Below are 21668 nucleotides of genomic sequence, written 5' to 3' on the forward strand. Positions count from 1 at the left end.
CCACAACCTAGTGTGGTCACCCGCTGTTTCCGTGTTCTGTACTCCATCGTCCCCACCAATACTGAGAACGGTTGACGCCCCCAGGCGGGTGAGCTCATGGTCGAGCGCTATGCTCTTTCCGGAGGTCGGTGTCAACAGCAGCGGAACACCCAGCTCGACCGCCGCCGAACCGGCCAGCAGTTGCGCATCGGCCAGCAGTTGCGCATCGGCCTGAGACGCCGGTGCCGTCCTACTCGAGCAGCAGGGCCGGCTCCTCGATGATGCTCGCGACGTCGGCGAGAAAACGGCTCGCGACATCACCGTCAACGACGCGGTGGTCGAAGCTCGCACCGATGGTGGTCACGTACCGCACCCGCACCTCGCCGTCGACGACCCACGGCTTCTGCTTGATCGTACCAAGGGCCACGATTCCCGCCTCAGGGGAGTTGAGAATGGGGGTGCCGGTATCCATGCCGAACACGCCGATGTTGGTGATCGTGATCGTGCCATTGCTCATCTCGGCCGGGCTGGTCTTGCCGTCGCGCGCGGTCATGGTGAGCTTCTCAAGCGCACGAGCGAGTTCGAGCAGGCTCATGTCCTGCGCTTCCTTAATGTTGGGCACGATCAGCCCGCGCGGCGTCGCCGCTGCAATGCCGAGGTTCACGTAGTGCCGCACGATGATTTCCTCATCGGTGAAAGTGGAGTTCACCGTTGGATTGCGCCGAACCGCCCAGATCATGGCCTTGGCCATGATCAGCAGCGGCGATACGCGCACTCCGGCGAAGTCGGTCGAGGCCTTGAGGCGCCTGACGAATTCCATCGTGCGGGTGGCATCCACGTCGACGAACAGGCTAACGTGCGGCGCGGTGAAGGCACTCTTCACCATGGCTTGGGCAATGGCCTTGCGCACGCCCTTCACCGGAATGTGTTCGTCGCGATCCACCGGCCATTGGGGCGTCTGGATGTTGCGGAACACACTGGCCTGGGTCGCCCCGCGCAGCACGTCTTCCCGGGTCACGTCGCCGACCGGACCGGTCGCCTCAACGAGCGACAGGTCGACGCCGAGGTCCTTGGCGAGCTTGCGAATGGGCGGCTTGGCCATAACCGGTCCAGCGGATGCCGACCGCCGAGTCGGCTCCAGCGGCTCCGCCCGCGCACGCACAGCGGGTTCCGGCGCGAGCGTCTCGTGGGCAACGTTCGTTCCGGTGTGCCGGCGACGCCGCGTCGGCATCGTGGCGGCAGCACCGCGGCCGACCAGTACCGGCTCGGGGGCTTCGTCGCTGATACTGCTGCTGGTATCCGTGGCCAACGTGTTCGTGTCGTCCGCCTGCAGAGCGGATGCTGCGGCATCCGCTGACGAAGAGGCCGCCGGCCGGTCTGCACTCGCGTCGGCCTGGGAATCAATCGTGATGATCACCGTACCCACGTCGACCGTCGTACCGGCCGCGACCAGAATTTCAGCGACGACGCCCACGAACGGAGACGGCAGCTCGACCAGGGATTTGGCCGTTTCGATCTCGACCAGCACCTGGTTGATCGCCACGGTGTCGCCGGGGGCGACCTTCCATTCGACGATTTCGGCCTCGGTCAAACCTTCGCCGACATCGGGGAGGGTGAATTTCGACACGCTCATAAGGTGCCCTTCTTAAAGTTCATCAGTGCCCATTAGTAAGCGAGAGCGCGGTCCACGGCTTCGAGTACCCGGTCGGGGCTCGGCAGAAAGTGCGTCTCGACCGCCGCCGGGGGGAACGGGGTGTCGAAGCCGGAGACGCGCAGCACGGGCGCTTCGAGCGTGTAGAACGCCCGCTCGGCGACCGTGGCGGCGATCTCGCTGCCGACACTGACAAAGCCGGGGGCCTCCTGGGTGACCACAAGATGACCGGTTTTCTGCACGGAATTCAGAATCGGTCCATAGTCAATCGGGGAGATCGAGCGCAGGTCGATCACCTCGAGGCTGATGCCCTCGATGGCGGCCAATTCGGCGGCCTGCAGCAGCACACTCACCATGGCGCCGTGGCCGACGACGGTCACATCGGTGCCGGCCCGCACGACGCGGCTGGCGTGCAGCGGCGTTCCGCTCTGCTCAAACCGCACCTCGCCCTTGGGCCAGTAGCGGCTCTTCGGTTCGAAGAAAATAACCGGGTCATCGCTCTTGATTGCTTCCTGCATCATCCAGTAGGCATCGTGCGGGTTCGACGGGCTGACCACGCGCAGGCCGGGGGTGTGCGCGAAGTAGGCCTCCGGGCTCTCCTGGTGGTGCTCGATCGAGCCGATGTGTCCGCCGTAGGGAATGCGAATCACGACGGGCATGATCAGGCCGCCCTCGTGCCGGTTGCGCATCCGGGCCAGCTGGCTGGTGATTTGGTCGAACCCTGGGAAGACGAATCCGTCGAACTGAATCTCGCAGACTGGGCGAAAACCGCGCATGGCCAGGCCGATGGCCGTGCCGATGATACCGGATTCGGCCAGCGGGGTATCGAGCACGCGCTTGTCCCCGAATTCGGCGATCAGCCCCTCGGTGACCCGAAAAACGCCGCCGAGCGGGCCGATGTCCTCGCCCATCAGCAGCACCTTGGGGTCATCAAACATCGCCCGGCGAAGGCCAGCGTTCAGGGCCTTCGTCATCGGCAGCGAAGCGGATGCCACGTTCGTGTCAACTACAGCGTTCATCAGTTCTTACCCTCATCAAAAGATGCTTCGTAGCGTTCCAGCCAAGCCTTTTGCTCAGCCACCAGCGGATGCGGTTCGGCATACACATTGTCAAAGATCACCGATTGCTCCGGTCCGGTGATCTCCAGCGCGCGCTTGCGCGTGTCAGCAGCGAAATCGGCCGCTTCTTCATCGACGGCGTCGAGGAACTCCTGCTCAATACCCCGGCCCTGCAGGTAAGTGCGAAAGCGCACGATCGGGTCGCGGGCCACCCAGTAAGCGAGTTCATCGGGATCACGATACTTGGTGGGGTCGTCGGCGGTGGTGTGCGCGCCGACCCGATAAGTGAGTGCCTCGATCAGCGACGGGCCGTAGCCGGCACGGGCGTCATCCATCGACTTGGTGGTGACCGCGAAGCTTGCGAGCACGTCGTTGCCGTCGATCTGGGTGCCGGGCATGCCGAAGCCGCCAGCGCGCAGGTACAGCGGTGTGCGCGACTGCCGAGCGACGGGTACCGAGATGGCCCAGTGATTGTTCTGCAGAAAGAACACCTGCGGCGTCTGGTAGCTCGCCGCGAAGACCAGGGCCTCGTTGGCGTCGCCCTGCGAGGAGGCACCATCGCCGTAATAGACAATAACGGCCTGATCGGTCTGGGGATTGCCGGTCGCGGTCGATCCATCGAGCTGCATACCCATGGCGTAGCCGGTGGAATGCAAGGTCTGCGAGGCGAGTACGAGGGTATAGAGGTGAAAGTTACCGTGCTCTTCCGGCACCCAGCCGCCGAGGGTGACGCCGCGCAGCATCCGCAGAATATCAACGAGGTCGAGGCCGCGAATCATGCCGACGACGTGCTCGCGGTACGACGGGAAGACGTGGTCCTGTGGCCGGGTGGCGTAGGCGGAGCCCACCTGGGCGGCTTCTTGGCCGTGGCTCGGCACCCAGAGGGCGAGCTGCCCCTGGCGCTGCAGGTTGGCCGCCTCGCTGTCAAACTTACGCACCACGACCATGTCACGGTAGAAGCGACGGTGATCGGCCTCGGTGAGCCGGTCGAGATAGGGCAGAAACTCCTCGGCGGCGGCGTTGGGTTCGAACGCGCCGTTCGGGGAGATCATTCGTACGCAGGTCTCGGCACCATCGAGGCCAAAGGCTGCTGACGTGGGCGCTGCTGTCATGGGCACAGTCGCATCGTTTCGGGTGGCTGACACTGTACTAACCTATCTTTCGTGCCGGGTGACCGACGGGAAGGGCGTCGACAAGATCCGCGCTCATTAATAGGAGTGTCGCCACAGCCTGCTCCTCACCGATCGACACTCGAATGCCCTCCGGCACGAAGGAGCGCACGACGAGGCCGGCCTCGTCGAGAGCCTCGGCCACACTCGCGGTTTCGGCGCCCGTGGGCAGCCAAAGAAAGTTGCCCTGCGGCTGGGGAATGTTCCAGCCCTGCCGGGTGAGTGTTGCCCAGGTTGCATCGCGACGCGCAGCAACCGTTCGAACCCGGTCAAGCAGTTCCTTTTCGGCGTTGAGGGAGGCCCTCGCTGCCGCGGCTGCTTGCGCGGTGACCGAGAGCGGAATGGCGGTCGAGCGGGCGGCGTTCAGAATGTCCACCGGGCCGAGCGCGTAGCCGATGCGCAGTCCGGCCAGGCCGTAGGCCTTGGAGAAGGTGCGCAGCACGACCAGATTGGGGTAGCGGGCCAGCAGCGACGGGCCGGTCACGGCATCCGCTTCGGTGACGAATTCGATATATGCCTCATCGAGAATGACCAGCAGATCGGTCGGGACGACGGCCATGAAGGCCTCGAATTCGTCCTTGGTGACGATGGTGCCGGTGGGGTTGTTGGGCGAGCAGACGATGACGACCCGGGTCTGGTCGCTGATCGCGGCGGCCATTTCCGGCAGGTCATGACCGTGATCGGCGCGGTTGGGCACGCGCACGCTGGCCGCGCCCGCGACGGTGACGAGCGAAGGATAGGCCTCGAACGATCGCCAGGAGTAGAGCACTTCATCGCCAGGGCCGGCGGCAGCGAGAATCAGCTGGGCCAGCAGGGCCACCGAGCCCGAACCGACGTGCACCTGGTCGACATCGACGCTGTACTTGGTGGCAAGGCGCTCACGCAGGGCCAGCGCCGAGGCATCCGGGTAGCGGTTGAGGGCCGTTTCGGCGGTGACCGCCGCGATGACCCCCAGTAGCGGGTCAAAGGGGTTTTCGTTGCTGGAGAGCTTGTAGGCACTGGCATCAGCCGGTTTGCCCTGCTGATAGGCCGGGAGTGCGATGATCTCCGGGCGCAGGCGGACGGAGGGTCGGTCGAAGAGGCTCACTCGTGGAGTCTACGCCCGCATATATTCGCAATGGCGAATGAATGATTGCACGACTTTCGACCGCGCGGCCCGGGTACCGCCCTGGCGGCGCTTCCCGGTGAGATAGTAGGGACATGGCCAGATTCCTGATCAAGTTGATCGTCAACGCGGTGGCCTTGTGGTTCACCGCACTGCTCGTCACCGGGGTGCACGTCATTCCGTACGCACCCGACTCGGGTGCCAGTGTGATCACCTACCTGCTCATCGCGCTGATCTTCGGGTTCGTGAACACCGTCGTCGGCGGCGTCGTGCGGGTCGTCGCGTTTCCGCTGTACATCCTCACCCTCGGACTGTTCGCGCTCATCGTCAACGGCCTGCTGTTGCTGCTCGTCGGCTGGCTGTCCGGTTTTCTGGGGTTCGGTCTCGTCGTCGATGGCTTATGGTGGGGCGTGCTCGGTGCCTTGGTCCTCGGCATCATCTCCTGGCTGCTCGGCCTGATCGTGCGCCCGGTCACCGACCGTAACTGAGCCGGGCTGTCACTTCGGGGCTGGCCCTGCCGGCAAGCGGATGCCTCGCCATAAGACGGCCTCGCCCGCCCCGTTTCCGACAATACCGGTCACTGTGTCCTGAAAATTTTGCAGGCTCTTTTCTGGGGAAGCGTCGATGAGCTGCGCCGTTTCCTGGTATCGGTCGAGGTTGTGCGCCGGCAAGGCCTCATTGGTTGGTGGTCGCACCATCGCAAAGGCCTCCCGGCGCACGGTGAGGCGATCATCTGATTCGACCCGACTGTCCCCGCCCGTCGCGGGCACCACGTCATCGGTGTGCTCGACGGTAAGGATGGCGACGCCCGGTGGCACCGGCACGCTCGATTCGGGTGCTCCAAAGGTGGCGACCGCCTGCACGTTGAACGTCCCTACGGCGGCGACCTGGGTGGCGACCAGGCCCCCCTGCGAATAACCGGAGAGAATGACCGGGTCGTCCGACGCAATTCCAGCGAACGACATCGCGGCCACGACCGCGGCGAAGGAGCCCGCATTCTGCCCGGCGATGGCTGTCACGTTGGCGGTGAGGTCCCACGGCTCGCTCGAGGCAACCGTGTTCCAATCGACCGTTCCACCGATATAGACCACCCATGATGGTTTCCCGGCTGGACCGTATCTCTCGATCCGTACCTGCGGCTGGCCCACAGCGGCATTCGGGATTGCAGCGGCCAGGTCAGCCACCCCGCTGGGTGCGGTGACTCGTCTCGGTGCACCCACCTGCACCACTTTCACCGGCGCTTCGCGAAACCGGCCTGTGGCCCGTGCTGTAGTCAGCACTCCGAGCGCGGTATTAGAGACCCCGATCACCCCCAAGCCCTCGTCGCCCAATACTCGTCCAACAATCCGCGGCGTTCCCATCAAGCCTGCTTTCACATCGTCGACAGATGAGACCGCCACCCGAACCAGGGAAACCACGGTTGGATTGGTGAGCAGACGCTGGTCGATCGCGACTCCACCCACCGAACCGCTTTTCGACCCGCTGATCACTCCCAGCAGGCCCAGGCCCGGCACAGCCACGCTCACCATTGCCAAGGGCGAGAACATCAACGCGGATCTTAGGAACTGGCCGAGGTTATGAGCCAGATCTGCACCGTAGATGAGGGCGATGCGTTGCGCGACAATCTCTGCGTGACCGTAATTCTCCGCCGCCTTCACCAGGTGGTCGGCCAACTCGCCGCAGCGATGTTGAAACTGATCGAGCAGCCACTCTGCGTGGAGCAAATCCGGCAAAGGCTCCGGCACGGACAGAGGAGCGCGCAGATCCAATTGCCCGATGCGGCGCGCACGAGTGCGCCAGTTCACCGCCTCGACCTGCACGGCGTGCAGGAACTGCGAATGGGCCAACACCACTTCGGTTGCCACAATGGTGGTGCCACCGACCGAGACAAGCAGCTCCCCACCCGCCTGGTCAGCGCTCACGCTCGACACATTGCCTCCGCAAACTGGATTTAGGCGCGCACGCTGTCGCGCGCCTCGTCGAGGTAGTGAAGCACGAGATCAAGGTCCACCATCACGTCTGCCAGGCAAAGCTGAAATGCACACTGGGACGCTGAATTCCAGAAGTCGCTGGGGTCGAGCACCACCAGGTTTCGGCGCGCGGCAGCGATTTCCTCATACAACGTGAAAAGGAGATGCCGCTGTGATCGCAGCAGGTCCAGACGATCCGCGGGATTCTCGGCCGGTGGAAAATCGTAAAAGCCCATGGCACCTCCCAATCAGTGCCGATCGTCGCAGAATCTCCGGCCGCCGGGTCTCCCCTCGACGATTCTGTGCCCAGACCCCGAAAACTGCCCGTGTGCAGGAGCCGAATCTACTCCACAATGGAATACATGTCTTTCGCGTCGCTCACCCCAGACGAGTCGACGCCATTCCGCATCATTTTCGTCTGCACCGGCAACATCTGCCGGTCGCCCATGGCCGAGGTCGTGCTGCGTGATCTGATCACGAAGCTCGGCTTGGAGCGACTGATCGCGACCAGCTCGGCCGGCACCGGAGACTGGCATGTGGGTGAGCAGGCCGACGGTCGCACGATTACCGCGCTGGCCAAGCGGGGTTATGACGGCAGCCACCATCGGGCTCGACAGTTCGATCCGCTCTGGTTCGCTGATCACGACCTGGTCGTCGTCCTCGACCGCGGCCAGGAGCGCATCCTGCGAAACTGGGCACTGGCTGATCGCGATCGCGCCAAGGTACGCCTGCTGCTGAGTTTTGACGCCGAGCAGGCCGCCCTGTGCGACGTGCCAGATCCCTACTATTCCGACGATGCGTTGTTTGACTCCGTATTGGGCATGATTGAGAGTGCCAACCACGCACTTTTGAAACAACTTGCACCCGCAATTCGACAGGGAGTCCAATGAGTCACCTACCCGTACAGGTTCTAAGCCCGCTTGACGGCCGCTACCGATCCGCCGTTTCCGATCTGGGCGAATACCTGTCCGAGGCTGGCCTTAACCGCGCCCGGGTGCGCGTGGAGGTCGAGTGGCTGATCACACTCACCGACCGCAGCCTGTTCGGCTCAGGCCCGCTCACCGGCGAGCAAAAGCTCGACCTGCGCGCCCTCGTGACGAACTTCGGTCAGGCCGAGATCGATGAGCTCGCCGAGCTCGAGGCAACCACCCGTCATGACGTGAAGGCTGTCGAATACCTCGTGCGTCGCCGCCTTGGCACGCTCGGTCTCGCCCACATCAGCGAGCTCACCCACTTCGCCGCGACCAGCGAAGACATCAACAACCTCTCCTACGCCCTCACCGTGCGTGACGCCGTGCAGACGGTCTGGCTGCCCAAGCTTCGCCTGGTCATCGATGCGCTGCGTGGCAGTGCTCTCGAATTTCGAGCGGATGCGATGCTAGCCCGCACTCACGGGCAGCCCGCTACTCCGACCACCATGGGCAAGGAACTAGCCGTGTTCGTCTATCGGCTTGAGCGCGTTGTGGCACAGATCGACGCCGGTGATTACCTCGGCAAGTTCAGCGGCGCTACCGGCACGTTCGCCGCCCACGTCGCCGCCGAGCCGTCGGTGGACTGGCCCGCCGTTTCCCGTGAGTTCGTCGAGGGCCTCGGCCTCGGCTGGAACCCACTCACCACCCAGATCGAGTCGCACGACTGGCAGGCCGAGCTCTACTCCCGCGCCTCCCACGCCAACCGCATCCTGCACAACCTGGCCACGGACATCTGGACCTACATCTCGATCGGCTACTTCCGTCAGATTCCACAGGCCGGAGCCACCGGATCCTCCACCATGCCGCACAAGATCAACCCGATCCGATTCGAGAACGCCGAGGCGAACCTCGAATTGTCCTGTGCCATTCTCGACTCGCTTGCCGCGACGCTGGTGACCAGCCGGCTGCAGCGCGACCTCACCGACTCCACCACCCAGCGAAACATCGGCGTCGGTTTAGGGCATTCCCTGCTCGCCCTCGACAACATTCTGCGCGGTCTCGGCGAGATCGACATCGACCGCGCCCTGCTGGAGCGCGACCTCGACTCCAACTGGGAGATTCTCGGCGAAGCGATCCAGACCGTGATTCGCGCCGAGGTTTCGGCCGGCCGGTCCTCGATCGAAGACCCCTATGCCCTGCTCAAGGAGCTGACCCGCGGCAAGCGCATCACCAGCGCCGATCTCGCCGCTTTCGTCTCAACCCTCGACATCGGCCCGGCCGCAAAGACTCGTCTGCTACACCTCACCCCGGCCGGCTATATCGGTCTCGCTGACTCTCTGATCGACTATCTGCCGTAGTCGGTCCAGCCAGGTGAACCAGCGCAGGTTCGGGTTGGGCCGGACGTGCGCAGCTTCATCACCGACCGGCGTAGAGGATGACCTTCATCTGGCCCGGCTCGCGACCGGCAGTGAGAGTCTGCTCAGCGTCGGCGAGCACAAAAGTGCTCGTGACCAGCACGTCAAGCTCGACGACGCCGCTCTCGACCAGCTGAATTCCGAGCGGCCAGGTGTTGGTGTAGCGAAAGACGCCGTCCAAAATTGCATAAGCAAAGTCCGTTTGAATCGCCACGTACTCGCAGAATGCCCGTCGATCGGCGGCGTCGCAAAGAACTCGATGTCGGGACAAAGGTTGTAACGGCCGGCTTTGCATTGCTCGCAGGCGCGGCACGGCCGCTGCGGTTCAACGGCCACACGCTGCCCGATGCGAGCGGGGGTCGACCCCCGCTCGGATAGGTGACTCCGAGCCGCTTTCGACGGCTGGATGCCACTGAACGCCCCACGGGACAGTCCCCAAGTCTCGACCTCAAGACCCGGCGACCACCGTCGGCGCTTGAGTCCGCGGCGGGCATCCCTGTTTAGAACACCCGAGCTGGGCGTGCCACGCGATATGCCAGCGAGTGCTCAGTGCCCGTTTTGCTCATCAAGGTCAGTCTGCTCCAACGCGTTCGGCTTCATGCCGAGTACAAGCATCGCAATCACCACGAGGGCCACGATGAAGGTCACGCCGAAACCAATCGCCGAAAATATCAGGTCGCGCGTGGTCAAAAGAACCGTGCCGGCGATGAACAGTCCCATCAGACCGGAAATACCGAGCAGTTCAGCCGGTTTCAGCCGATCGGACCGACTCGGCTGGTGCGCGGGGTTGGGCGTACCGGGAATCTTCTTGGTCACTTTTTTTCTTGGCACGCGTTTAAATGTCACAGGGAATCCGAATCGTTGGGGACGGGAACGCCGCGGCGCTGCCGCGGGGAATCCCACTTGAGGGAGAGCCCGGCAATGGGCAGGAAAACCGCGAGAAAGACCAGATAAGCTCCGAACAAACCTACCGACACGACGGGGTTGGGCGGAAGCAGGAGAAACAGCAGCGCGAGGATGGCGGTGCTGATCCCCGTGAACAGCCAATCCTTCGCGGGTACGGCGCGCTTACGCACGCGAATGCCGGCATAGATCTCCAGGAACCCAGTGACGGCCCCCCAGACGCTCACTACGAACAGGAAGAACCCGTGCCCGCCGGTGTAAAATGCGAGGGCCACTCCGCCGGCTACCATGCTCACGATTCCATTGATCAGGAACAGGCTGCGGTCGATAGCTACAGTCAGTGCGCGCGGCCCGGTCAGAATGAGCAACAGGCCACTTGCGAGGGCGAACGCGCCGAACACGACCAATCCTAGTTGGGCTGAGTGATCCCGATTGAAGGTGATGATCGCAGCGGGAATCACCGCGATCATGGCGCGCCCAAAGGGAACGGTCCAGTACCCCGGACCGACGTTTGATGGCGCCTGGGTCTTCGCCACGCACGACCTCTTTCGTTGCACAATTTTGTCGTGTCCAGTCTACGTGGCGACTCGGCCCGGGACTGCGAGCGGGCTGCGTGCCGAGGCTAACCGCCGGTGACCATGTCGGCGAACCGGGAGTAGTGGCCGTGGAAGGCGACCGTGACGGTGCGGGTGGGGCCGTTACGGTGTTTGGCCACGATGAGGTCGGCCTCGCCGGCACGCGGGTTGTCTTTCTCATAAGCGCTCTCGCGGTGCAACAAGATGACCATGTCGGCGTCCTGCTCAAGCGAACCCGATTCTCGAAGATCGGAGATGGCCGGCATCTTGTCGGCCCGCTGCTCCGGACCACGGTTGAGCTGGGACAGCGCGATTACGGGAACCTGCAGTTCTTTGGCGAGCAGCTTGAGCGCGCGCGAGAATTCACTGACCTCCTGCTGGCGCGATTCGACCTTCTTGCCGCTCGTCATGAGCTGCAGGTAGTCGATGATGACCATCTTGAGCCCCACCCGTTGCTTGAGGCGGCGGCACTTGGCCCGAATCTCGACCAGGGTCATGTTCGGGCTGTCGTCAATGTACAGCGGCGCATCGTTGATGCGACCGCGGGTGGCCGCGATCGTGGTCCAGTCCCGGGCCTCGACGGTTCCCTTGCGCATGCTCTGCAGTGGAACGGATGCCTCGGCTGCGAGCAGGCGCATCGCAATTTCACTTCGTCCCATTTCGAGCGAGAAGAAGATGCTGGGCATGTTGTTGTGAATCGAAGCCGAGCGGGCGAAGTCGAGCGCGAGGGTGGACTTTCCCAGGGCCGGACGGGCGGCGACGATAATGAGCTGGCCGCCGTGAAATCCGTTGGTCAGTTCGTCTAGATCGGCGAAACCGGTCGGTACACCGCTCATCTGTCCGTCTTTGAGCTTGGCCGCCTCGATCTCCTCGATGGCGGCGGTGACGGCATCGGTGAGCGGTACGTAGTCTTCGGTTTCGGTGCCGCCGGTGACCGAGTAAATTTCGGCCTGTGCGGTGTTGACGAGGTCGAGCACCTCACCCTCGCCGGCATAGCCCATTTGAGCAATGCGGGTACCAGCCTCGACCAGGCGGCGCAGCAGGGCACGCTCAGCCACGATGGTCGAGTAGAAGCCGGCGTTGGCTGCCGTGGGCACAAGGCTCGTGAGAGTGTGCAGGTAGTCGGCACCACCGGCTCGCGACAACTCACCGAGCTTGGTCAGCTCGTCGGTGACCGTGATGACGTCGGTGGGCTCACCCTGCGCGTAGAGCGAGAGAATGGCATCAAAGATGATCTCGTGCTTGGGAATGTAGAAGTCCCCGCCGCGCACGGTCTCGACGACATCGGCAACGGCGTCTTTGCTGAGCATCATGCCACCGAGGGCGCTCTGCTCGGCGAGTAGATCGTGCGGCAGGGAGCGCTCCGACTTCCAGGCTTCAGCGGGCCGCTCACCTCGATTCTGGTCGACTGCGCCACCGCGGGCTGACGAAGCGTACTCGTTTGACGCTGGCTGTTTGGCCAGGCCCAGGTGAGCGATCGACACTCGATACCTCTTTCTCTCTTGTGCTTTCAGGTGTATCAGGACCCACCGACACGGGCCGCGATTCACCAGCTTGGGTTAGAAACCAGCACTGCATCACCTTAGGTAGGTAGCGGCGCCCCCACAAACCCCCCTGTGGATAACCTTGTGGAGAATCTGCGCGAAACGCCGTGCGGATTGTGCAGAACCTGTGCACTCAGCTGTGTATAAATAGTTTAACGCAGCCGCATAAATCGATTTGATCAGGTGATTCATAGAATTTACAGGCTGTGAATAAAGTAACCTCAATCAACCGTTGAACCTTGACGAGACGAATGCTCACCTGTGTACAAAAGTGTTGCGTCTACCCCGACAAAATGGCTCTTAACGCCGCATAGCGGAGGATTCCTTTCGGAACCCTCCGCTATGGAAGAGGCAAACGTACCGGTGACTCGCGAAACCGGCAGTGACCTTACTTGGCTGAGACGACCACCAGGGTGATCGTAGCGCTGAGCTCGTCGCGAAGACGAACCGTTGCCGTGTGCTCACCGGTCAGCTTGATCGCGGTGAGTTCAATCTTGCGCTTGTCGACCGTGCCGAGACCGGCGGCTGCAACGGCGTTCGCCACATCCGTGGTCTTGACTGAACCGAACAGACGCCCGCCGGCACCGGCCTTGACGACCAGTGTGACCTTGGTGTTCTCAAGCTTGACCTTGAGCGCCTCGGCCTCTTCGAAGGTGGCGTGCTCGCGCGCTACGCGGGCTGCCTTGATCTGCTCGATCTGCTTCTCGCCACCGCGGGTCCACGCCACAGCGAAGCCCTTGGGAACGAGATAGTTACGAGCAAACCCGTTCTTGACGTCTACGACGTCGCCGGGTGCACCGAGGCCGGAGACCTCATGCGTCAGAATCAATTTCGACATTTGGTTTCCTTACCGGCCTGAGCCTGCGTAGGGCAGCAAAGCCATTTCGCGGGCGTTCTTGACGGCACGGGCGATGAGGCGCTGTTCCTGAACGGAAACGCCTGTGATGCGGCGGGCGCGGATCTTTCCACGCTCGGAGATGAACTTGCGCAGGGTGGGGACATCTTTGTAATCGATGACACCAACCCGAATCGACTTCGCGGGAGCGGCGTTCTTGCCACCCTTTGCTCCGCGAAGCGGCTTGCGGCGGTCGCCGCTCGACTTTCCAGCCATGATTTCCTTACTTTCTAAAAGAAGACGTTAGCTCCGCGCGAGGCGAGGCTTAGAAGGGGGTCTCGTCACTGAAGTTGCCTGGGCTATTCCAAACGTCCCCGCCGGATGCTGCGGGCGACGCAGTCTTGGCGGGTGCGCTGGGAGCCCACGGCTCATCATTGCCCTGGCCACCGGCAGCGGGAGCGCTGCTACGGGGGCCGGACGACTGCGCGCGAGTGAGGGAAGCGGTGGCGTAGCGCAGCGAAGGACCAATTTCGTCGATCTCGAGTTCCATGCTCGTGCGCTTTTCACCTTCCTTCGTCTCATACGAACGCTGCTTGAGACGACCGGAAGCGATGACACGCGAACCCTTGGTCAGTGAACCTGCCACGTGCTCGGCGAATTCACGCCAAACGCTCGCACGCAGGAACAGCGCGTCGCCATCTTTCCACTCGTTGGCCGCACGATCGAACGTACGCGGAGTGGAAGCGATGGTGAAGTTGGCAACCGCCAGGCCGTTCTGCGTGTAACGCAGCTCCGGATCGCTGGTGAGGTTGCCCACCACGGTAATTACGGTCTCGCCAGCCATGGGCTACTTGTCGCTTGCCTTGTCGGCAACGGCGGTCGGAGCGGCCTTGGCAGCAGCAGGCTTAGCGCCAGCAACCTTCGCGGCCGGAACCGCGGTGGAGGCAGCAGCAACCGGAACAGCAGCTTCGACCGTGGCAGCAGCGGCCGGGACCTCGGCCACAACGGCCTCGGCAACGACCGGCTTCGCGGCAGCGGCAACCTTGGCGGCCGGTGCTGCAGCTGCAGCAGCTGCAGCGTCAGCTTTGGCAGCGATAACCTTCGGGTTGGCAGCCTTGCGGGCAGCCTTCTCGGCGGCCAGCTTGCTCGCGACGACGACCTGGGCGATGCCCTCTTCTGCACGGAGCACCTTGGTGCGCATAACGGCTTCGGACAGGCTCAGCTGGCGGTCGAGCTCGACCGTTGCTGAAGCGTTAGCGGTGAAGTCCACGACGGCATAAATGCCTTCGGTCTTCTTGTTGATCTCGTAAGCGAGACGACGACGACCCCAGACATCAACCTTGTCAATGGTTCCGCCATCGTTGCGAACAACGTTGAGGAACTTGTCAAGGCTGGGAGCTACGGTGCGCTCATCGATCTCGGGATCGAGGATAACCATAAGTTCGTACTGATGCATGACTAACCCACCTCCTTCGGACTAAAACGGCTGCAGACTTTCTGCAACAGGAGGGTTGTGCATGTGCTGCTTGCGCTAGTCCGGGGAATCCGGCACGCAGGCAACCTACCCATGCTACCGGATGCCGCCAGCTTAAGCCACTGCACCCCTAGCGGCTCCACCCCGCCCACCACTCCTGCAGTCGGTGAGTGGCTTCCGCTTGGCCCAGCGGACCGTCGTCGAGTCGTTGTTCGAGCAGATACCGGTAGGCCTCGCCCACCTCACGCCCTGGCTTCAACCCGAGCACGGCCATGATCTGCTCGCCGTCAAGGTCGGGACGCACGGCACCGAGCTCTTCCTTCTCGTTGAGCTCGGCAATGCGCTGTTCCAGGTCGTCGTATGCGAAACCGAGCCGGTCGGCCTTGCGCCGGTTACGGGTCGTCACGTCCGCCCTGGTCAGAATGTGCAGTCGCTCCAGCTGGTCACCGGCATCGCGCACGTAGCGGCGCACGGCCGAGTCGGTCCAGGCACCCTCGGTGTAACCGAAGAACCGCAGGTGCAGTTCGATCAGCTGGGCTACGGCATTAATGGTGTCGTTGTCGAAGCGCAGCGCGCGCAGTCGCTTCCTGGCCAGCTTCGCCCCGACCACGTCGTGGTGGTAAAAACTGACAACCCCGCCGGGTTCGAGCCTTCGGGTGGCCGGCTTTCCAATGTCGTGCAGCAGTGCGGCGAGGCGCACGATCAGGTCGGGCGCCTCAAAGTTCCCGCGTGATTTCTCGTAGCCCATCGCCTGCTCCAGCACGGTGAGGGTGTGCTGGTAAACGTCTTTGTGGTGGTGATGCTCGTCAATTTCCAGCCGCAGGCCGGGAATTTCTGGCAGCACGATCTCGGCCAAACCCGACTCCATCAGCACTTCGATACCGGCGCGCGGGTCCGCCGACACGAGCATCTTCGAGATCTCGTCACCGATGCGCTCGGCCGACACGATGCGGATGCTATCGCGCATCTTTTCCATCGCGAGTGCGGTATCCAGATCCAGCGTGAAACCCAGCTGTCCGGTAAACCGGGCCGCGCGCAGCATTCGTAATGGATCATCTCCAAAGGAGATCTCCGGGGTGCTTGGAGTGCGCAGGCGCCCGGCCAGCAGGTCATCGATGCCGCCGGCCGGGTCGACCAGAGTCAGCTGCGGCAGGCGCAGCGCCATGGCATTGACCGTGAAGTCACGGCGGAGCAGGTCGGGTTCGAGCTCGCGTCCGAACACCACGTCTGGTTTGCGGGTGGTCCCGTCGTAGCTGTCGGCGCGATATGTGGTGATCTCCACGGTTTCACCGGCCAGGCTCGCCCCGATCGTGCCATAGTTCCGACCGATGTCCCACTGCGCTTCAGAGAGTGGTTTGACGAGCGCGAGAATTTCGTCCGGCATCGCATCCGTGGTGAAATCGAGGTCATGAAGCGGCCGATCGAGGAACGCATCTCGCACCGGACCGCCGACCAAAGCCAGCTCATGGCCGGCCGCCGCAAATGCGTTCGCCAGACGGGATACCGTGGGAGAGGCAGCCAGGTCGCCCAGTCGTGCGAGGGCTGCCGCGACGCTCTGCATATATCCATATTAGTTGTCAGAGCACGGCGTGCAGACTCGGTGCAGGTGGCTTCCGGCTGGCACGCCGTAGAATCCCCCTATGGTCGCCGAGTCAGATTCCGCGCATCGGCCCGCGCTCCCGGCTGCCGCACGCACTGCCGTGCGTTCGGCCCAGCGCACCAGCAGGGCAGGGCGCTTGCGGCCGACGGCGGGGTTAGTGGCGGGCGTCCTCACTCTGGCTGCGCTGATTCTCACGCCGGTCGCGGGGCTCTCTGCAGCCTTGGCCCAGGCCCCACAGACTGCTGTCGGCACCGCCATAACCTCGGCTGATTCAGTCGGGATCACCGTCTCCGGCACGAATTCCTCCGAGCTATCGCCCGGCCAGGATCTGCTCCTGACGGTTGCCGTGCAGAACAATACCGACGCGGCGATTCCGATCGGCCGGGTCGATGTGTATCTCGCCGATCTCGCCCTCACAACCCGAGCGGCCCTCGAGTCCTGGCTGCGCCCTGACGCTGACGCCAATTCGGGCGATCAGATGCTGAGCGTACCGACTACACAAGCTATTGCGGCCGGTGCGAACACGAACCTGTCAATCACCGTTCCCGCTGCGTCCGTCGGCTTGACCGACCAGAACGCCTGGGGAGCGCGCGGAGTTGCGGCCATTCTCACCGTCGATGATGTCGTTCGCGCCGAGGGCCGGGGAACATTCGTCTGGTCACCCGGGAGCGCCACCACCCCGGTCGGGCTGGCATCGATCATGCCGATCACAACCCCGGAGAGCGCGACCGGCCTGATTACAGCCAAGGCGCTCGAGTCTTATACGAGTTCGGTCGGCTTGCTCTCACGCCAGCTTGATTCGGTGATCGACCTGCCCACGATGGCGATCGCCATCGACCCGCAGATCATCGCGTCCATTCGAGTTCTGGGCACCGCCGCTCCCGCCTCCGCCGTGGCCTGGCTCGATCGCCTTGCCACGGCGAGCAACGACATCTTCCCTCTTAGCTATGCCGATGCCGATATCTCCCTGCAGGCCCAGACCGGTGCGTCCGCCCTGCTCGCGCCAACGTCCTTCGCGCAGGCCATCGATCCGAGTCTGTTCGTCGTCCCCTCGAACACTCCCGTTCCCGAGACAACCACCGATGTGCCGAGCGTCATCTCCCGCACATCTACTCAGACCACGCCGTCACCGACTCCGACGCCCGGCCCGACGGTGACGCCGGGCGAGACGGTCATTCCCACAACCAGTGACCTGCTGGCTTGGAACTATTCCAGCACAACTATCGGCTGGCCCATCGCCGGCCAGGTCGCCAGCACCGACCTCGACGTGTTCGCCGCGAGTGGGCTGACCACCACCATTCTCTCCAGCGGCAACGTAAAACAGTCTGACGGCTTCACCCCGAACGCCGCGGTTACCCTCCCCACCGGGCTCGGCCTGGTCAGCGACAGCGCGCTGTCCTCGGCCATTCGTGCTGCCGCCGATGCCGCGACCGACCATGACTGGCGGGTCAGCGTGTCAGAAGCCGCCTCGCTGCTGGCAATCGTTTCGGCCGAGAACCCGAACTCGGCGCGCACGCTGTTGACCACGTTTGAACGCGGCGGTCCGACCTCCGCCAATCGGGTCGGGCAAACCATGGCCGCTCTGGCTGGTTTTTCCTGGGCGAATGCCGTCTCCCTGGCGGCCGCGCAGGAGTCCACGCCGGCCACCACCGTGACGTTCCAGGACGAGGCCATCGACCCCGCCCGGGTCACGCTAGCCCGTTCCCTGCTCGATCGTGAGGCCGCTGTCGCTGATTTTGCCACGATCCTGGCCGATCCGGTCGTGGTGACAGCGCCCCTGCGCCTCGACTTGCTCGCACTGCTGGATACCTCGTGGACCGCGCAGTCATCGGCCTGGGCTGACCACGTGGCGGCGAGTCTGGCGTCATCCTTCGACCTCATGCATGCCGTCACCGTGACTACGCGCGGACCGATCATCGTCGTCGGCAGCCAGGTCGACCTCCGCATCACCCTCAACAACGCCCTGGATCAGGCCGTGACCGTGCGCACCGAGGTCGTACCGTCGAATGGGCGCCTCGTCGTGGGGGACACACTCGAGACGATCATCCAGCCCAACTCCGCGCAGGCGGTGTCTGTGCCGCTAAGCGCTGCCGTCGGAAACGGTGACGTCATTCTTCGGGTCACCCTGTTCACCCTGAACGGTACCCCCCTCGGCCAGCCCGCTCCCATCGACGTCAGCGTGCGCGCCGACTGGGAAGGCGTCGGCGCGAGCATTTTTGCGATTCTGGTCGTGGGTTTCTTCGGATTCGGCATTTGGCGCAATATCATCAGCCGTCGTCGGGAACGCTTCACTGAGTCGAATACTGCGGCATCCGCTGGTGAAAACACCGTGAGGCTGACGGTGACCCCCGATGTCTGAGACCCCGACCAGCACGGGCGGCAGCATCGGCCGGGCCAGCGCCTTCCTGGCCTCCGGCACGATCGTGTCGCGCATTCTTGGCTTCATCAAGCTCATCGTGCTGGCCGGAATGATCGGCCAGCTCGGCGACAGCGCTGACGCGTTCGCGCTGGCCAATCAGCTGCCCAACACCGTCTACGTCATCGTCGCCGGTGGAATCCTCACGGCCGTTCTGGTGCCGCAGATCGTGCGCGCCAGCCAGCACCTCGACGGCGGCACCGCCTACATCAACAAGCTCCTCACCCTCGCCCTGTCGATTCTCGCGGTGACAACGATCCTCGGCACGCTGTTCGCGCCGGCCATCACCGGATTCATCGGCATCAACCTGCCAGCCGACCAAAAAAACCTCGCCATCGCGTTCGCCTACTGGTGCCTGCCGCAAATGTTCTTCTACGGTCTGTACACGTTGCTCGGGGAGGTACTCAACGCGCGCAAAATGTTCGGACCGTTCACCTGGGTTCCGGTGCTCAACAACGTAGTGGCGATCGCCGGTCTGCTGGTGTTCGGCGCCATGTACGGTGCCGATGCCACCGGCGACCGGGCAGCCGATGAATTCACCCCGGCCATGATCGCAGTCCTGGCCGGCAGCGCCACCCTCGGCGTCATCGTGCAGGCCGTGGTGTTGTTCTACTTCTGGAAACGCATCGGCCTGCGCTTTCACCCCGACTTTCACTTTCGCGGTGTGGGCCTCGGAGCGGCCGGCAAAATGGCGACCTGGACCTTCGGCATGCTTATCCTGACGACCATCGCCGGCATTGTCGAGACACAGGTCGTGTCGCTCGCCACCGGCAAAGCGTCCATCGCGGTGCTCGCCACCGCCTGGCTCATCTTCATGCTGCCACACTCGGTCATCACCGTCTCGGTGGCCACCGCCTATTTCACCCGCATGAGCGAGCATGCTGCGTTGGAAAAGTTTGATCTGGTGCGAGCGGATGCCTCCTCCGCGATCCGCGGCACCACCCTGATCATCGTGCTCGCGGCGGCCGTGATCGCCGTGTGCGCGTATCCGTTCGCCGCGGTATTCGTGGCACCGTTCGAGCAGATCCAAGGCATCGGAAACGTCATCATCGCCTTCATTCTCGGACTGATCGCCTTCTGCATCCTGTTCGTGCTGCAACGTACCTTCTACGCCCTCGGAGATACCCGCACGCCGTTCTTCTTCACCCTGTTTCAGGTCGTGCTGACCGTGCTCGGGGTCATGGGCTGCGCTCAACTGCCGGTGGAGTGGATCGCGGTCGGAATCGCCCTGGTCATCACCATCTCCGGCGCGCTCCAGTGCCTGCTGGCCGCCGCGCTGCTGCGCCGACGCCTCGGCGGGATCGATGGCCGCCGCATCGTGCGCAGCCTCGTGAAGTATCTCACCGCAGTGATCATTCCGGTCGGCCTGGGAATCACGTTGTTGTTCATTCTCGGCGGAAACGTCGGGGACGGTTTTGCCGTCGCGTCCCGACTGAGCGCCATCCTCTCCATGCTCCTGATCGGGGTCGTCATGGCCGCGGCGTACTTCGGTCTGCTCCTGGTCATGCGCAGTGCCGAGCTGACGGCCTTTCTCGCGCCCCTGCAGAGACGCCTGGGCCGGTAAAAGTACTTCGAACCTGACGAGCAGCTCAGCGCTCCCGTGAGCGCTTCAAGATAGTCTTCCGCCAGCTGAACACCGCCTCACAAGCTGGGAGAGCATGGAATAGCATCCGATTAGGATGTGTTGTATCGGAACGTAAGGCGGGATATTGTCCGTCTCCCCACCACTTCAAGGAGCGTGCGCGTGCGTCAGATCATCATTATCGGTTCAGGACCGGCCGGTTACACCGCGGCGATTTATGCCGCCAGAGCCAACCTCAAACCGCTTCTGATCGCCAGTTCGGTTGAGGCCGGCGGCGAATTGATGAACACGACCGATGTTGAAAACTTCCCGGGTTTCCCGGAGGGCGTGCAGGGCCCCGACTTGATGACCAAGATGCAGGAACAGGCCGAACGATTCGGCACCGAGGTGGTCTACGACGACGTCGACTCGGTCGACTTGTCTGGGCCGATCAAGACGGTCGCCCTCGGCAATGGCGATGTTGAACAGGCCCTCACGGTCATTTTCGCCACTGGTTCCGCCTACCGCAAGCTCGGCCTCAGCGACGAAGAGCGTTTGTCCGGCCGCGGCGTCTCCTGGTGTGCCACCTGTGACGGCTTCTTCTTTAAGGGTAAAGAAATCGCCGTCATCGGCGGCGGGGACTCGGCCATGGAAGAAGCAACGTTTCTCACCCGGTTCGCTTCCAAGGTGCACGTCATCCACCGCAAGGGTGAGTTGCGCGCCTCCAAAATCATGCAGGAGCGCGCCTTCGCCAACGACAAGATCGAGTTCATCTGGAACTCCGAAGTCGTCGGCATCACGGGGGTGGACGCCGTCGATGGCCTGACTCTGCGCGATACTGTCTCCGGCACCGAGACCAGCCTCCCAGTAGGCGGCGTGTTCGTGGCGATCGGCAACGACCCCCGCACGCACCTCGTGCACAAGCAGCTCGATCTCACTCCCGAGGGAACCATCGCCGTCGCCGGCCGGTCATCATTGACCAGCCAGCCCGGAGTGTTCGCGGCCGGTGATGTCATCGACTCCAGCTACCGGCAGGCCATCACCGCGGCCGGTTCCGGCTGCGCGGCCGCTCTCGACGCCGAGCACTACCTCAGCACACTTCCCCAGAACCTGCTGGCCTCGGCCAGCGAGCCCGAACTCGTTTAAATTACTCAAGAAGGAGATACACATGACTGCACGCGCCGTAACTGAGGCTAACTTCGACCAGGAAGTCATCAACAACGAGAAGACCGTGCTGGTGGATTTCTGGGCAGAGTGGTGTGGCCCCTGCCGCGCCGTCAGCCCGATCCTCGACCAGATCGCAGCCGAGAACTCGGACAAGATCGACATCGTCAAGCTCAACGTTGACGAGCACCCGGCCCTCGCCGCCAAGTACCAGATCACCTCTATCCCCGCGATGAAGGTCTTCCAGAAGGGCGAGGTCGTCAAGACCGTCATCGGCGCCAAGCCGAAGCCGCAGCTGGAGAAGGACCTGGCCGCGTACCTCGTATAACTGATCCACC

General features: G+C 63.3%; 21 protein-coding genes and 2 pseudogenes. 7 read left to right on the top strand and 16 right to left on the bottom strand.

All coding sequences use genetic code 11. The features are described 5' to 3' along the window. Window positions 1–229: 229 nt before the first annotated feature. From CXY71_RS12925 to CXY71_RS12940, 4 genes are read right to left on the bottom strand one after another with little or no spacing between them, the layout of a single operon-like run. A complete protein-coding gene (locus CXY71_RS12925) occupies window positions 230–1612 on the bottom strand; it encodes a dihydrolipoamide acetyltransferase family protein (RefSeq protein ID WP_104136005.1) in 1383 nt (460 codons plus the stop codon). Window positions 1613–1644: 32 nt separating this feature from the next. After that, window positions 1645–2649: an alpha-ketoacid dehydrogenase subunit beta gene (locus CXY71_RS12930; RefSeq protein ID WP_104136006.1), complete on the bottom strand. Its 1005-nt coding sequence runs from the start codon at window positions 2647–2649 to the stop codon at window positions 1645–1647. Further along, on the bottom strand, window positions 2649–3800 hold the full coding sequence (locus CXY71_RS12935; protein WP_104136007.1) for a thiamine pyrophosphate-dependent dehydrogenase E1 component subunit alpha: 1152 nt from the start codon (window positions 3798–3800) through the stop codon (window positions 2649–2651). The genes CXY71_RS12930 and CXY71_RS12935 overlap by 1 nt, the downstream gene beginning before the upstream one ends. A gap of 37 nt (window positions 3801–3837) precedes the next feature. Next, window positions 3838–4944, bottom strand: a complete 1107-nt coding sequence (locus CXY71_RS12940; RefSeq protein ID WP_104136008.1) for a histidinol-phosphate transaminase — start codon at window positions 4942–4944, stop codon at window positions 3838–3840. A gap of 113 nt (window positions 4945–5057) precedes the next feature. On the opposite strand from CXY71_RS12940, the gene CXY71_RS12945 reads away from it, so the two are divergent. After that, entirely contained in the window at window positions 5058–5450 is a 393-nt protein-coding gene (locus CXY71_RS12945) for a phage holin family protein (RefSeq protein ID WP_104136009.1), read from the top strand. Between the two features lie 9 nt (window positions 5451–5459). Here the strand turns inward: CXY71_RS12945 and CXY71_RS12950 are convergent, their stop codons facing one another. Further along, complete coding sequence (locus CXY71_RS12950; protein WP_146072820.1) at window positions 5460–6884, bottom strand: hypothetical protein; 1425 nt, start codon at window positions 6882–6884, stop codon at window positions 5460–5462. Window positions 6885–6913: 29 nt separating this feature from the next. Beyond that, window positions 6914–7168, bottom strand: a complete 255-nt coding sequence (locus tag CXY71_RS12955; protein ID WP_104136011.1) for a hypothetical protein — start codon at window positions 7166–7168, stop codon at window positions 6914–6916. A gap of 126 nt (window positions 7169–7294) precedes the next feature. Here CXY71_RS12955 and CXY71_RS12960 point away from each other — a divergent pair, with 126 nt between their 5' ends. Together CXY71_RS12960 and purB are read left to right on the top strand one after the other, a co-directional pair. Continuing rightward, window positions 7295–7822, top strand: coding sequence for a low molecular weight protein-tyrosine-phosphatase (locus CXY71_RS12960; RefSeq protein WP_104136012.1), 528 nt, complete (start codon window positions 7295–7297; stop codon window positions 7820–7822). Next, the gene (gene purB / locus CXY71_RS12965) at window positions 7819–9201 is read left to right on the top strand and encodes an adenylosuccinate lyase (protein ID WP_104136013.1); all 1383 of its coding nucleotides are present in this window, start codon (window positions 7819–7821) and stop codon (window positions 9199–9201) included. Before CXY71_RS12960 ends, purB begins: the two co-directional genes overlap by 4 nt. A gap of 58 nt (window positions 9202–9259) precedes the next feature. Here purB and CXY71_RS22100 read toward each other — a convergent pair whose 3' ends face one another. The 10 genes and pseudogenes from CXY71_RS22100 to CXY71_RS13010 form a co-directional block, all read right to left on the bottom strand. Further along, the gene (locus tag CXY71_RS22100) at window positions 9260–9472 is read right to left on the bottom strand and encodes a hypothetical protein (RefSeq protein ID WP_233198524.1); all 213 of its coding nucleotides are present in this window, start codon (window positions 9470–9472) and stop codon (window positions 9260–9262) included. A gap of 32 nt (window positions 9473–9504) precedes the next feature. Continuing rightward, window positions 9505–9594: pseudogene (locus tag CXY71_RS22105) on the bottom strand (alcohol dehydrogenase catalytic domain-containing protein); the annotation flags it as partial. Window positions 9595–9804: 210 nt separating this feature from the next. After that, complete coding sequence (locus CXY71_RS12975) at window positions 9805–10074, bottom strand: hypothetical protein (RefSeq protein ID WP_233198498.1); 270 nt, start codon at window positions 10072–10074, stop codon at window positions 9805–9807. Between the two features lie 26 nt (window positions 10075–10100). Continuing rightward, a complete protein-coding gene (locus CXY71_RS12980; protein ID WP_104136014.1) occupies window positions 10101–10697 on the bottom strand; it encodes a hypothetical protein in 597 nt (198 codons plus the stop codon). Between the two features lie 86 nt (window positions 10698–10783). Next, a complete protein-coding gene (gene dnaB, locus CXY71_RS12985) occupies window positions 10784–12091 on the bottom strand; it encodes a replicative DNA helicase (RefSeq protein ID WP_255411409.1) in 1308 nt (435 codons plus the stop codon). A gap of 577 nt (window positions 12092–12668) precedes the next feature. Next, window positions 12669–13118 carry a 50S ribosomal protein L9 gene (gene rplI, locus CXY71_RS12990; protein ID WP_104136015.1) on the bottom strand — a complete coding sequence of 150 codons (450 nt, stop codon included), beginning with the start codon at window positions 13116–13118 and terminating at the stop codon, window positions 12669–12671. A 9-nt stretch (window positions 13119–13127) separates the two neighbouring features. Beyond that, a complete protein-coding gene (gene rpsR / locus CXY71_RS12995; RefSeq protein WP_035835236.1) occupies window positions 13128–13391 on the bottom strand; it encodes a 30S ribosomal protein S18 in 264 nt (87 codons plus the stop codon). A 49-nt stretch (window positions 13392–13440) separates the two neighbouring features. Beyond that, on the bottom strand, window positions 13441–13959 hold the full coding sequence (locus CXY71_RS13000; protein WP_092448003.1) for a single-stranded DNA-binding protein: 519 nt from the start codon (window positions 13957–13959) through the stop codon (window positions 13441–13443). Between the two features lie 264 nt (window positions 13960–14223). Continuing rightward, window positions 14224–14571 (bottom strand): annotated as a pseudogene (gene rpsF / locus CXY71_RS13005) (30S ribosomal protein S6); the annotation flags it as partial. Window positions 14572–14719: 148 nt separating this feature from the next. Next, a complete protein-coding gene (locus CXY71_RS13010) occupies window positions 14720–16150 on the bottom strand; it encodes a CCA tRNA nucleotidyltransferase (protein ID WP_104136016.1) in 1431 nt (476 codons plus the stop codon). A gap of 79 nt (window positions 16151–16229) precedes the next feature. Between CXY71_RS13010 and CXY71_RS13015 the strand changes: the two genes are divergently transcribed. The 4 genes from CXY71_RS13015 (at window position 16230) to trxA (ending at window position 21658) form a co-directional block, all read left to right on the top strand. Then, entirely contained in the window at window positions 16230–18548 is a 2319-nt protein-coding gene (locus CXY71_RS13015; protein WP_104136017.1) for a DUF6049 family protein, read from the top strand. After that, window positions 18541–20169 (top strand): murein biosynthesis integral membrane protein MurJ, encoded by a 1629-nt coding sequence (murJ, locus tag CXY71_RS13020; protein WP_104136018.1) that lies wholly within the window; start codon window positions 18541–18543, stop codon window positions 20167–20169. The genes CXY71_RS13015 and murJ overlap by 8 nt, the downstream gene beginning before the upstream one ends. 180 nt (window positions 20170–20349) lie before the next feature. Beyond that, the gene (gene trxB / locus CXY71_RS13025; RefSeq protein WP_104136019.1) at window positions 20350–21312 is read left to right on the top strand and encodes a thioredoxin-disulfide reductase; all 963 of its coding nucleotides are present in this window, start codon (window positions 20350–20352) and stop codon (window positions 21310–21312) included. Between the two features lie 22 nt (window positions 21313–21334). Continuing rightward, a complete protein-coding gene (gene trxA / locus CXY71_RS13030; protein ID WP_104136020.1) occupies window positions 21335–21658 on the top strand; it encodes a thioredoxin in 324 nt (107 codons plus the stop codon). Window positions 21659–21668: the final 10 nt, after the last annotated feature.

The sequence above is a fragment of the Cryobacterium sp. Y62 genome, from assembly GCF_002929785.1.
Lineage (GTDB): Bacteria > Actinomycetota > Actinomycetes > Actinomycetales > Microbacteriaceae > Cryobacterium.

What these genes read in the sequence shown, in the direction of transcription:
- CXY71_RS12925 (WP_104136005.1), bottom strand. Translation starts at nt 1,612, where the DNA reads ATGAGCGTGTCGAAATTCACCCTCCCCGATGTCGGCGAAGGTTTGACC.
- CXY71_RS12930 (WP_104136006.1), bottom strand. Translation starts at nt 2,649, where the DNA reads ATGAACGCTGTAGTTGACACGAACGTGGCATCCGCTTCGCTGCCGATG.
- CXY71_RS12935 (WP_104136007.1), bottom strand. Translation starts at nt 3,800, where the DNA reads ATGACAGCAGCGCCCACGTCAGCAGCCTTTGGCCTCGATGGTGCCGAG.
- CXY71_RS12945 (WP_104136009.1), top strand. Translation starts at nt 5,058, where the DNA reads ATGGCCAGATTCCTGATCAAGTTGATCGTCAACGCGGTGGCCTTGTGG.
- CXY71_RS12955 (WP_104136011.1), bottom strand. Translation starts at nt 7,168, where the DNA reads ATGGGCTTTTACGATTTTCCACCGGCCGAGAATCCCGCGGATCGTCTG.
- CXY71_RS12960 (WP_104136012.1), top strand. Translation starts at nt 7,295, where the DNA reads ATGTCTTTCGCGTCGCTCACCCCAGACGAGTCGACGCCATTCCGCATC.
- purB (WP_104136013.1), top strand. Translation starts at nt 7,819, where the DNA reads ATGAGTCACCTACCCGTACAGGTTCTAAGCCCGCTTGACGGCCGCTAC.
- rplI (WP_104136015.1), bottom strand. Translation starts at nt 13,118, where the DNA reads ATGTCGAAATTGATTCTGACGCATGAGGTCTCCGGCCTCGGTGCACCC.
- rpsR (WP_035835236.1), bottom strand. Translation starts at nt 13,391, where the DNA reads ATGGCTGGAAAGTCGAGCGGCGACCGCCGCAAGCCGCTTCGCGGAGCA.
- CXY71_RS13000 (WP_092448003.1), bottom strand. Translation starts at nt 13,959, where the DNA reads ATGGCTGGCGAGACCGTAATTACCGTGGTGGGCAACCTCACCAGCGAT.
- CXY71_RS13010 (WP_104136016.1), bottom strand. Translation starts at nt 16,150, where the DNA reads ATGCAGAGCGTCGCGGCAGCCCTCGCACGACTGGGCGACCTGGCTGCC.
- CXY71_RS13015 (WP_104136017.1), top strand. Translation starts at nt 16,230, where the DNA reads ATGGTCGCCGAGTCAGATTCCGCGCATCGGCCCGCGCTCCCGGCTGCC.
- murJ (WP_104136018.1), top strand. Translation starts at nt 18,541, where the DNA reads ATGTCTGAGACCCCGACCAGCACGGGCGGCAGCATCGGCCGGGCCAGC.
- trxA (WP_104136020.1), top strand. Translation starts at nt 21,335, where the DNA reads ATGACTGCACGCGCCGTAACTGAGGCTAACTTCGACCAGGAAGTCATC.